This window comes from Paenibacillus ihuae, from assembly GCF_001368795.1.
In the GTDB taxonomy this organism is placed as follows: Bacteria; Bacillota; Bacilli; order Paenibacillales; family Paenibacillaceae; genus Paenibacillus_AQ; species Paenibacillus_AQ ihuae.
Genome location: NZ_LN831199.1, coordinates 481,005 through 491,801, shown reverse-complemented (window position 1 = coordinate 491,801; position 10,797 = coordinate 481,005). Strand labels below are relative to the sequence as shown.

At 50.9% G+C, this 10,797-nt stretch carries 7 protein-coding genes and 1 pseudogene; 5 read left to right on the top strand and 3 right to left on the bottom strand.

All coding sequences use genetic code 11. The features are described from left to right. Window positions 1–225: pseudogene (locus AQR02_RS34735) on the bottom strand (AIM24 family protein); the annotation flags it as partial. 182 nt (window positions 226–407) lie between these two features. Between AQR02_RS34735 and AQR02_RS21850 the strand changes: the two are divergent. Further along, a complete protein-coding gene (locus AQR02_RS21850; RefSeq protein WP_054942530.1) occupies window positions 408–1,799 on the top strand; it encodes an SMI1/KNR4 family protein in 1,392 nt (463 codons plus the stop codon). Between the two features lie 147 nt (window positions 1,800–1,946). Next, window positions 1,947–3,455, top strand: coding sequence for a malate dehydrogenase (quinone) (gene mqo / locus AQR02_RS21845; RefSeq protein WP_054942529.1), 1,509 nt, complete (start codon window positions 1,947–1,949; stop codon window positions 3,453–3,455). Window positions 3,456–3,621: 166 nt separating this feature from the next. Here the strand turns inward: mqo and AQR02_RS21840 are convergent, their stop codons facing one another. After that, the gene (locus AQR02_RS21840) at window positions 3,622–4,662 is read right to left on the bottom strand and encodes a PocR ligand-binding domain-containing protein (protein ID WP_054942528.1); all 1,041 of its coding nucleotides are present in this window, start codon (window positions 4,660–4,662) and stop codon (window positions 3,622–3,624) included. A 323-nt stretch (window positions 4,663–4,985) separates the two neighbouring features. Here AQR02_RS21840 and AQR02_RS21835 point away from each other — a divergent pair, with 323 nt between their 5' ends. Both AQR02_RS21835 and dhaK read left to right on the top strand, forming a co-directional pair. Then, window positions 4,986–6,122, top strand: a complete 1,137-nt coding sequence (locus AQR02_RS21835; RefSeq protein WP_054942527.1) for a glycerol dehydrogenase — start codon at window positions 4,986–4,988, stop codon at window positions 6,120–6,122. A gap of 1 nt (window position 6,123) precedes the next feature. Next, window positions 6,124–7,884 carry a dihydroxyacetone kinase subunit DhaK gene (dhaK, locus tag AQR02_RS31520; RefSeq protein ID WP_082452011.1) on the top strand — a complete coding sequence of 587 codons (1,761 nt, stop codon included), beginning with the start codon at window positions 6,124–6,126 and terminating at the stop codon, window positions 7,882–7,884. 83 nt (window positions 7,885–7,967) lie between these two features. On the opposite strand, the gene AQR02_RS21825 is transcribed toward dhaK, so the two are convergent. Next, window positions 7,968–9,620: a histidine kinase N-terminal 7TM domain-containing diguanylate cyclase gene (locus AQR02_RS21825; RefSeq protein ID WP_280818656.1), complete on the bottom strand. Its 1,653-nt coding sequence runs from the start codon at window positions 9,618–9,620 to the stop codon at window positions 7,968–7,970. 154 nt (window positions 9,621–9,774) lie between these two features. Here AQR02_RS21825 and hprK point away from each other — a divergent pair, with 154 nt between their 5' ends. After that, window positions 9,775–10,692, top strand: coding sequence for an HPr(Ser) kinase/phosphatase (gene hprK, locus AQR02_RS21820; RefSeq protein ID WP_054942525.1), 918 nt, complete (start codon window positions 9,775–9,777; stop codon window positions 10,690–10,692). Window positions 10,693–10,797 lie beyond the last annotated feature (105 nt).

The following is a 10,797-nucleotide window of genomic DNA, read 5'->3' as shown; positions in this document are numbered from 1 at the left end:
CATATACTGCATAGCACCAGCGCTCAACATAACCTCACTGTTATTCAGTTCGATCATCAGCTGCTTATTGCGCATATTGATCTTGCTCATGAAGTAGTTGGCTTGTGCTTCCAGCATAGTTGTACTGCTCAAATCCTCTTTGTATTCGATCACTGTAAATCCGCCAAGCTGTTCCTTAATCACAACATTATTGTTATCTTTGAGATTATTAATCGTAAAAGCCATATGATTCATTCCTCCCGTGGTGTGATTGGCAAAAATTGTACAAATAGCCGGTTTAGGCATAGGTATTCGACAAAAGAACCTTATTTCCTTTAGCGCGAAGGTTCTGCTGATTTCCATTTGCTGTCTCCAGTCTGGTAGAATAATAGCATCATATTTGGACTGGGGAGGCAGGTTACAGGGCTATGGATACTATCCTGACCGCACAGCTGGCAAAGTGGCATGAGGACGGAGAGCATCAGCAGATTGTTGACACTCTGCTGGAGATTCCTCCGGGTGAAAGGGACTACGGAATCATCAGCAGCCTGGGCAGAGCGTATAACAATCTGGAACGTTATGAGGAAGGGCTGGAGCAGTTTCAGCAGATAGCCGGGGAAGGGCAGAGCGACCCGCTGTGGCATTTCCGCATAGGATATTCTTATTATTATCTCAAGAGATATGAGGAAGCTTCGCAGGCGTTCGGCCACGCGGTGGCTCTAGACCCGGATGACGGCGATTCGGCAAGACTGCTCGAGTGGAGCTGGCAGAAAGCGGCTAAAGAGAAGCTGACTTTAATGAGACGGGAGCTCAGCAGACAGCGCAGAGATTCTGAGCAAGCGGAGCGTGCGGTGCCTTTTGAAGGGATGGACCTGTCTGCCTTCTGGGATGACAGTGACTATGCCCTGAAGGAATATGTCCTGGAGCCGCCCGGTGATCAGCTGATCGCCTCGGTTGAGGAGGAACTCGGCTACAAGCTGCCGGCTTCCTACATTGCGCTGATGAAGCAGCACAACGGCGGCGTTCCGTATAATACATGCTTTCCTACAGAAGAAGCGACCTCCTGGGCAGAGGATCATGTCGCCATAACCGGAATTATGGGCATCGGCCGGGACAAACAATACTCTCTCTGCGGGGAGCTGGGCAGTCCGTTCATGATTGAAGAATGGGGTTATCCTGACATTGGCGTGGTGATCTGCGATTGTCCGTCAGCCGGACATGATGTGATCATGCTGGACTACCGCTATTGCGGGAAGGACGGGGAGCCGGAGGTTATTCATGTGAATCAGGAGGATAACTACGAAATTACGTATCTGGCGCCAGATTTCGAGACCTTTATCCGCGGGCTGGTGAATGAGGAGGCATTCGATACCTCAGAGGAAGATAAGGAAGAGAATCTGCGCAAGGTAGCACAGGGCCGGTTCTCGCCTCTGCTGACGGAGCTGTGCAGCCGGGTAACAGAAGCAGAGCAGCTAGAGTCCCGAATCCGGGCGGTGTGCACGCGTATTGTTGAGGAGAAGGGGTACTTCTCTTTTCACGCAGATGAATTGTCGCTGCTCATGTATGATGTGCAGTTCTGGCTGTATACGAATGCCTATCCGCAGCCAAGCCGTGAAGCATATCTTGAGGTGTACCCCTCGATGATTGCCTTCGGCGGCGAGTTCGGGCAGGGCGGATATGCTCCGGGTTTTGTCAGCGATTGGCTGGACAGACGGATCGGCGAAGGCCGGATTGTCCAAACGGGCGGCGGACTGGAATTCACGGAGCAGGCGCGCACCGAAGTGATTAGACAGCTGGAGGCAGCAGCGCTGAACTTTTGATTTTTTATTTGCTTCAAATTGTATATAATTATCTGATAATAGCCGATAACCTTTTTAATAGTATCCCTGAGTGGAGCCTTGCTTCTTTTAGCCCCTGAGCGGCCCGGCTTCTTATTGCAAATATACAAGAGATAAGGAAGGTTTTTTATGAGCAGCGTACAGAAAAAAACAGACATTATCTTAATTGGTGCAGGAGTCATGAGCGCAACTTTGGGAGCTTTGCTGAAAGAGCTGGCCCCGGACTGGGAAATTAAAGTGTTTGAGAAGCTTGCAGGTGCGGGAGAAGAAAGCTCTAACGAATGGAACAATGCAGGTACGGGTCATGCCGCACTGTGTGAGCTCAACTATACGTCTGAGAAGCCCGACGGGTCGGTAGATATCAGTAAAGCTGTCAAAATCAACGAACAGTTCCAGCTCTCCAGACAGTTCTGGTCTTATCTGGTGAACCACAATTTAATTCGCCGTCCGCAGGACTTCATTATGCCGATCCCGCACATGAGCTGGGTGGAGGGGGAGCAGGCGGTTAGTTTTTTGAACAAGCGATTTAAAGCGCTATCAAAAAATCCGCTGTTTCAAGGGATGGAGTTCTCCGATGACCCCCGGAAGCTGAAGGAATGGATCCCGCTGATGATGGAGGGACGCACCCCGAATCAGCCGGTCGCCGCAACCAAAACTGACGCAGGAACAGATGTTAACTTTGGCGCGTTGACCCGGCTGTTATTCGACCATTTGCAAAGCCGGAAGGTTGAGGTCCACTACAAGCACGGGATTAAGGATATTAAACGGACTGGCGATGGCTTGTGGAAGGTTAAAGTGCAGAATCTGGATAACGGGCAGATTGAATACCATGCGGCCAAATTCGTCTTTATCGGTGCTGGCGGCGGAAGCCTGTCTTTATTGCAAAAAACCGGCATCCCGGAGTCCAAACATATCGGAGGGTTTCCGGTGAGCGGATTATTCATGGTCTGCCAGAATCCCGAGGTTGTCGCGCGGCATCATGCAAAAGTATACGGGAAAGCCAAGCTCGGCGCTCCGCCTATGTCTGTTCCGCATCTGGATACCCGGTATATCGGCAATCAAAAGGCGCTGCTATTCGGCCCGTTTGCCGGCTTCTCGCCGAAGTTCCTCAAAACAGGCTCCAACCTGGATTTGATTAATTCGGTTAAACCGAATAATCTGTTCACGATGCTGGCGGCAGGTGCCAAGGAAATGGCTCTGACCAAATATCTGATTCAGCAGCTGATGCTATCGAATGAGCAGCGGATGAATGAACTGCGCGAGTTTATCCCGAACGCCAAAAGCGAAGACTGGAAAATCGTCGTTGCCGGCCAGCGTGTGCAGGTAATCAAGGACACCGCGGATGGCAAAGGGACACTTCAATTTGGTACGGAGGTGGTCAGCGCCGCCGATGGCTCGATAGCTGCGCTGCTTGGCGCATCTCCGGGAGCATCTACGGCTGTTCATGTCATGCTGGAGGTGCTGGAAAAGTGCTTCCCGCAGCACATGAAGGAGTGGGAGCCGAAAATTAAAGAAATGATCCCTTCCTATGGCGTGTCCCTGGCGGCACACCCGGAAATGCTTCAGGAGGTGCTGGCGTCCATTACGAAGACGCTGGGCCTGCGCGAAGAAGCACCGCAGAAGCATGCTTATTTCTGACATAGTACATGAATCCTGCGGCTAGGGATAGTTATAGGACATAAAAACAAACAGCATGGCTCCGATGGGGACTGAACCCCCGCTTGAGTCATGCTGTTTTTGGTCTGTTAAGATATTAACTCAGGTATGTCCTGTTTAGTTTCTGTTTCTGTTGAAAATATTGTACTCATTGTTGTCTATCCCTATACATAGTCCGGTATACGGAAGGGGTGAGGTGTTCAAACTTTTTGAATGTCTTAATGAAATAGCCGGCATCACAGAAGCCTAACGTGTCGCTGATCTGATTGACGGGCTGATCGGTTGTCTCCAGGAGCTGCTTGGCCCACTCGATCTTCAGCCGCGGAGCGAAGGTGGAGAAGTTCTCCCCGGTCTCTTTGGTGAAGATCCGGCTGAAATAGCTCGGGCTGATGTGGCATTGTTTGGCCATGTCGTTCAGGGTAATATTCCTGTGCTTATGCTGATAGAAATAATCAAAGGCAGGCTGCAGCAGCGGATTGGATGACCGGAACTGCATCACGCTAAGCTCCTTAATCGAATGTTCCACCAGCGTATGGGATAGCTCGTTTTGCATCGCCTGAAGATGGCCGTACACCTGATTGGAGGCAGGAGCAAGGTCGATGACGGGTGAGGCCGGTTCCCTGAGCAGCGTTTTTTTGTACATCTGGATCGTCGTATTTTTCGAGATGGCTTCACCTACAACATAATTGCACAGGTGGAATAACATATCTGCGGTGGTTGATACTTCTTCATAGGATAAGGTAGGCAAAGACGCATACTCCGCTTCAAGCGCCTTGAACTTGTCTCCCGTATCGGCACTCGGCGGCCGTGAGACCAACTGCTCCAGCTGCTGGCCGGAATCACGTAGCCTGATCTGTCCGGCCATGACCGCTCCGATGTATAGATTATCAATGATGATCGGGATAGCAATATCGACAATGTTGAAATGGCATTGATAGATATAAGGGGCATTGAGCCTTACGGCTTCAAGGCCGCCCCGGGCATCGCATTTTTGGCAGTATGGCGACAGCACCTCATCCTTCCTCACTCCCTGGCAGAAGGGCTGGCAGTAGCTGTGCTTGCTGACGGGGATACCTTTATAGTTAACGGTAATAATCGCCATCTTGGTGACGAGCGCTAGGGAGTCCTGCAGTACATGCCATTTCTCCAGATCGATAATATTCTCCAGATTGAACAGCGGATTGCTCATGGTTGTCCTCCTTAATGTTGCGAAAGCATAGGTAATTGGGAATATGAGTGCAAGATTATACTATTAGACAAGTATATAACAAGAAAACACAATGTGAAAACGCTTAATTTAGTGGGGATAGTACAGTGCTTATCGATATTGGGCAGACTATACTTGACCTATAAAAGGAATTAGCTAATGCTTCCGAAGCCAGTTTTGCTGCAAAGTTATTTCAGAAGAAGCGGATCTTCCGCAAAACTAGGTCTATGCTTCCGAAGCCAGTTTTGCTGCAAAGCTATTTCAAAAGAAGCGGATCTTCCGCAAAACTTTTAGGAGGAGTTCAGATGAGAAAAGCCTTTATCAGCCCAACTAAATATGTGCAAGGTGAGGATGAGCTCTTCAACCTCGGTTACTTTGTACAGACCTTCGGCAATTCAGCACTTCTTATCGCCCACCCGGATGACGTGAAGCGTGTGCAGGCGAAGCTTGATTTTACCGCCGATAAGTTCAAGATTACGCTCGTAGAGAGCAACTTCCGGGGTGAATGCTCCCGCGAAGAGGTCGCGCGCCTCAAGGAGCTGGCCCAGGAGAATTCCTGTTCCTGTACTATCGGCCTCGGCGGAGGCAAGGCGATTGATACGGCGAAATGCGTAGCCGAAGGCGAAGCCTTGATTATCGTGCCGACGATCGCGGCGACCGATGCGCCGACAAGCCATTCCGCAGTTCTGTACACACCGGAGGGACAGTTCGATGACTATGCTTATTTCAAGCAAAGTCCCAGTGTAGTCATGATCGATACAACGGTGATTGCAAATGCGCCGACAAGATTTCTCGTATCCGGAATGGGGGATGCGCTCTCGACTTATTTCGAAGCCCGGGCGACTTCAAACTCCTACTCGAATGTCAATGCGGGCCTGCCTTGCGGTGTACGCGAGGGCGTGTGCGGACCTGCTAAAGGAACAAATACGGCACTTGTGCTGGCGAAGTTCTGCTATGAAACTTTACTCAAAGACGGACTAAATGCCAAGGTGGCGAGCGACTGCAATCAGGTCACACCTGCGCTGGAGAATATTATAGAAGCTAATATCCTGTTATCGGGCCTCGGGTTTGAAAGCGGCGGACTTGCTGCTGCCCATGCGATTCATAACGGGCTGACCTCGCTTGAGGGAACGCATCACTATTATCACGGCGAGAAGGTGGCGTTCAGTACTATCACCCAATTGGTGCTTGAGAATGCTGCCGGCAGCGAGCTGAACGAGGTACTGGAATTCTGTGTCTCTGTGGGTCTTCCAGTCTGCCTGGCAGACATTGGAGTGGACAGCATTTCGCCTGAAGAGCTGCTGCATGTGGCGCAGAAAGCCTGCATTGCGGAAGAGTCGATTCATTCGATGCCGTTCCCGGTCACTGCAGAAGCTGTTGCCGCAGCCATTCGGGTAGCAGACCAGTTAGGCCGGAACTACAAGCTGGCCAAGGGGGTATAAAATGAAGAAAATCATAAACACACCGGAGACAATGGTACGGGAGATGTGCAGCGGGCTGGTGCTGGCCCATCCTGAACTGGAATTCAACAGCAAGTACAAAGTCATCACGAAGAAGCAGTTGAATCCGGACAAAGTGACGTTAATCAGCGGCGGGGGAAGCGGACATGAACCAGCCCATGCCGGATTCGTCGGGAAAGGGATGCTGGATGCCGCAGTCTGCGGCGATATCTTCGCGTCTCCCTCCCAAATTCAGGTGTACCAGGCGATCCGCTCTACGGCGGGGCAGAAGGGAACCCTGTTAATTATCAAAAATTACAGCGGCGATATGATGAATTTCAAGAATGCCGCGTTTCTGGCGGGCGAAGACGGCATTGAGGTCGATTATGTGAAGGTCGATGATGATATCGCCGTGGAAGACAGCCTCTACACCGTCGGCAAAAGAGGGGTAGCCGGTACGGTCCTGGTGCATAAGATCGCCGGGGCGGCAGCAGAGCGGGGAATGTCCCTGCGGGAGGTGAAGGAAGCGGCCCAAAAGGCAATTGATCATACCCGGAGCATCGGCTTCGCCTTCACTTCCTGCACGGTTCCGGCCAAGGGAACGCCTACCTTCAAGCTTGAGGAGAATGAAATGGAATATGGGGTCGGCATTCACGGTGAGCCAGGTATCCGCAGAGAGCCTGTCGTAACAGCCGATGAGCTGGCAGGCAGAATGGTTTCTGCCTTACTGGAGAGCCTGAACGCAAGCGGAGACAAGGTCCGGGAGGTTACCGTACTCGTCAACGGATTCGGCGGCACCCCGCTTCAGGAGCTGTATCTGCTGAACAACTCGGTCGTCCGTGAACTGGATGCCAGACAAATTACAGTACATAACGTACTGGCCGGTAATTTCATGACCAGCATCGATATGGCAGGGGCCTCCCTGTCGCTGATGAAGCTGGATGATCAGCTCAAGGAGCTGCTTGCTGACGAGTGTCATACCCCTGCCTTGTTCCTGCAGGGACCGTTCGAACCGGTGAAATATACAGAGGCCGTCAGGGAGCCGGAGCAGGAGCAGCCGGTATCCTTTAACTGTGAGACGGATGCGGATTATGCCACGATTACAGGAGATAAGCTGACCCTGAACAATCTGCTGTACGGCATGGATAAAATGAGCGAAATCATTATCCAGAATGAGATTCCGTTCTGTGAGCTGGATGCCCATGCCGGAGACGGTGACTTTGGAATGAGTGTCGCCAAAGGGTTCAAGCAATTAAAGACAGAATGGAAAGAGATTACGGAGAAGCATATTTCAGATATCGGAAGCTTCCTGGATGCCTGCTCGCTGGTTATTATGGAGCACTGCGGCGGGGCTTCCGGCCCCATTTGGGGTTCAGGCTTCCGGGCTGCGGGCAAATATGCCGGAGCCAGAAGCGAATTATCGATGCAGGAGTTCGCTGAGATGATGGCTGCTGTAGTCAAAGGCATTCAGGACACCGGAGAAAGAGCATTTGGCAGAGGGGCTGTAGTGGGTGACAAGACGCTCATCGATGCGCTGGTTCCCTACGCCGAATCGTGGAAGAACAGTGCCCTGCAGGGTGCAGATTTCCGCACGGCTTCAGGCAAGGCGGCGGCTGCCGCTGTGGAAGGAGCCAAGCAGACCGAAACGATCGTGGCCCGGATGGGCAGAGCGGGTACGGTCGGCGAGCGGAGCCTCGGTTATCCCGATGCCGGCGCCTATGCGCTGGGCGTGATTTTCACCGGGCTTGCGGAAGCCATGCACTAGCACTGGGGCTTATCAGGCTTCAATAAAAGAGTGAAGACCAGTTCAAACGGCGGATTTCGCCCGCCCGGAACTGGTCTTTTCCTTTACCCCCTAACCTGGACTATCCGGTTGCGGCCTTGATGTTTAGCGGCATACAGGGCCTGGTCAACCGTTTTGAACAAGTCGCTCAAGTAGGCGGAAGCCTCCTTGGGCTGCCGGGCCTTGAAATCACTGACACTTAGCAGACCCATGCTGATGGTAACCGACACCGGATGATCTATATTATCGATACTCATTTTATTGGATTCGATATTGGATTTGAGCTGCTCCGCTATAGCGAGGGCTTGGGCCTCATCCGTACCGGGTAAATAGATAATGAATTCCTCTCCGCCGTACCGGGCCAGAATATCATCCTGCCGCAGCGTTTGCTGGAGGACCTCGACTGTCCCGCAAATCACCGCATCCCCGGCTAAGTGACCGTAACGGTCATTCACCGCTTTGAAGAAATCGATATCGATCAGGATAAGTGCAGACGGGAGTGCATAATCCCGGCTCCGGTTAACTTCTTTTTCTAGCTGCTGCGTCAGATAATGACGGTTATAGCATCCTGTCAGGCTGTCGGTGATGGCCATCTTCATAAGCTTGCGGTTCGTCTGAAATAGCTCCTCCTGCACCTTAATTAAGGATTCATTTCTTTCCTGCAGAATGGTATTCTGATGATTAGTCTCATCAATGAGCCGGCGGAGCTCTGTGATATTCTGGAAGGTGATGATCCGCCCAACCCTGACGGCACTGACTTTAATAGGCGCGACATGAATACTGATGTATAACCCGTTGCCTTGATGCAGAAATTCAATTTCAGCGCTCTCATCCGGCTGTTTCAGATATTTATGCAGAAAAAGTTCTGCATGTTCTGCACTGTCCGGCAGGATGACTTCCATATCGAACCGGTCACCGGTCTTCAGCACCGAGTAGGGGTGCAGCGCCTGATTAATCTCTACCACCCGCTCCTGGTCATCAAGCACCAGTATTCCGTATTCCATCGTATCAATAATGTCCTGATGGGCGATGGTCACAATATCAAATACTTTATCCTGGTGAATGGTAATCAGGAAGAAAACGGCGGATATCACTATGCCCAGAGAAGTGAATCCCGGAATGACCGGCAGATAATCGTCGAGGACGACATTCAGGAAGATATCAAGCAGAAGAAACACGGTTACCGCAAGGATTCCTTTAAGCATGTAGATGACCTGGTTTTTTATCCGGTCTGTCTGGTCAGAGACGAGCGCTACATATAGAATATATAAGGAAACAATGGCGTGGATAATGAGGATGGAAATATTGATCCAGAAAATAGGGCCATAGATTCTTTCGACATATCCGCCGTTAACCGGAAGAACAAACCAGCCGTTCGGATTCAGCACCACACCGAGCGAGGAGATGAAGGCCGGGATGATTAGAAGCATCAATATTTTCCGCTTTAGAAATTGGGTTTGGCCGGAAATCAGAATGGTGAAAAAAATCCAGCCTGTAGTCAGCATAGCAGCATCCACGAAGGCAAGCTTTAAATAAAACAGCTGATAGACCGGATTATCGACGGTTTTGATCGCGAACTGGCAGTAAGGCCACAGCATCATGAAAAAGTGAAAGGCTAAATATACCTTGTGCAATTTCGTAATCGTGACAGAAGCAAATATGTATATAAACAATAGAAATAAAATAAAACACAGGATTAAATCAACACAGGATCCCAAACTCAATTGCTACACCTTCTTGCTATTATTGGTAATTATGAAGCTTTATGGGTCTAAAGTCTTATATATTGATTTTAATATATATTCAGCATGGTTAGAATACAAGCTATTTAGGGGAATATGAAAAAGAGAAGGCCGCAGGAGGAGAACAATTATGAAGTCGATCACTGTTCAAAGTCTTACCGAGAAATTTCATTTGGAAGTGCTTGCCGGAGCCAGCCGTATGGACCGCACGATTACCCGCCCGCGGACGCACAGACCGGGCCTGGAGTTTGTCGGATATTTTGATTTCTTCCCTATGGAACGGGTGCAGGTGCTCGGCCGCAAGGAAATTAATTATTTATTGACGCTAAGCGTAGAAGACCGCATGCTGCATATCGGAAACATTGTAAAATATCACCCGCCATGCTTCGTTGTCACGACAGGCCAGCAGGAAATCCCTTACCTGACTCTGTTCTGCGATCAGGAGGGCATTCCCCTGCTGCGGACGCCGGAGACAACGACAGAGTTCATTGCCAAACTGGACAGCTATCTGGTGAAGACACTTGCGCCTGAGCTGTCGATTCACGGGGTATGCATTAATGTGTCGGGCATCGGCATCCTGCTGCGTGGCAAGTCCGGCATCGGCAAAAGCGAAACCGCGCATACGCTCATTGGCAGAGGCCACCGGTTCGTAGCGGACGATATTGTCGTGCTTAAAAAGCTGGGCCCGGCTACGCTGCTGGGAACCCATAATGAGACCACACGCGAGTTCCTGGCTCTGCGGAGTATAGGCCTGATTAACGTTGTACGCCAATACGGCCGCACGGCATTTCAGGATGAAACCCGGATCGTCCTGGACATCGAACTATGCCCGTGGCAGGAGAATTCCCTGAACAATGAACTGGAGCAGGTGACTCAGTATAGTGAATATCTCGGGGTACGGATCCCGCATATTGAGATTCAGCTTCAGCCGGGACGCGACATCGCCGGACTGATCGAGGCTGCAGCCAACAACTGGTACCTCAAGCAGCTCGGCTACAGCGCTGTGGAAGAGTTCATGAAGCGGATTGAGGACGGAATGCAGCCGTAACCGGAGGATGTGGGGTTTATTGTCGCTCTCGTAAAACTCCATTATTCATGTGAATAAACATATAGGGAAAAGTGATGTAGGGGAATTTTGGAACTGGAGGAGCGG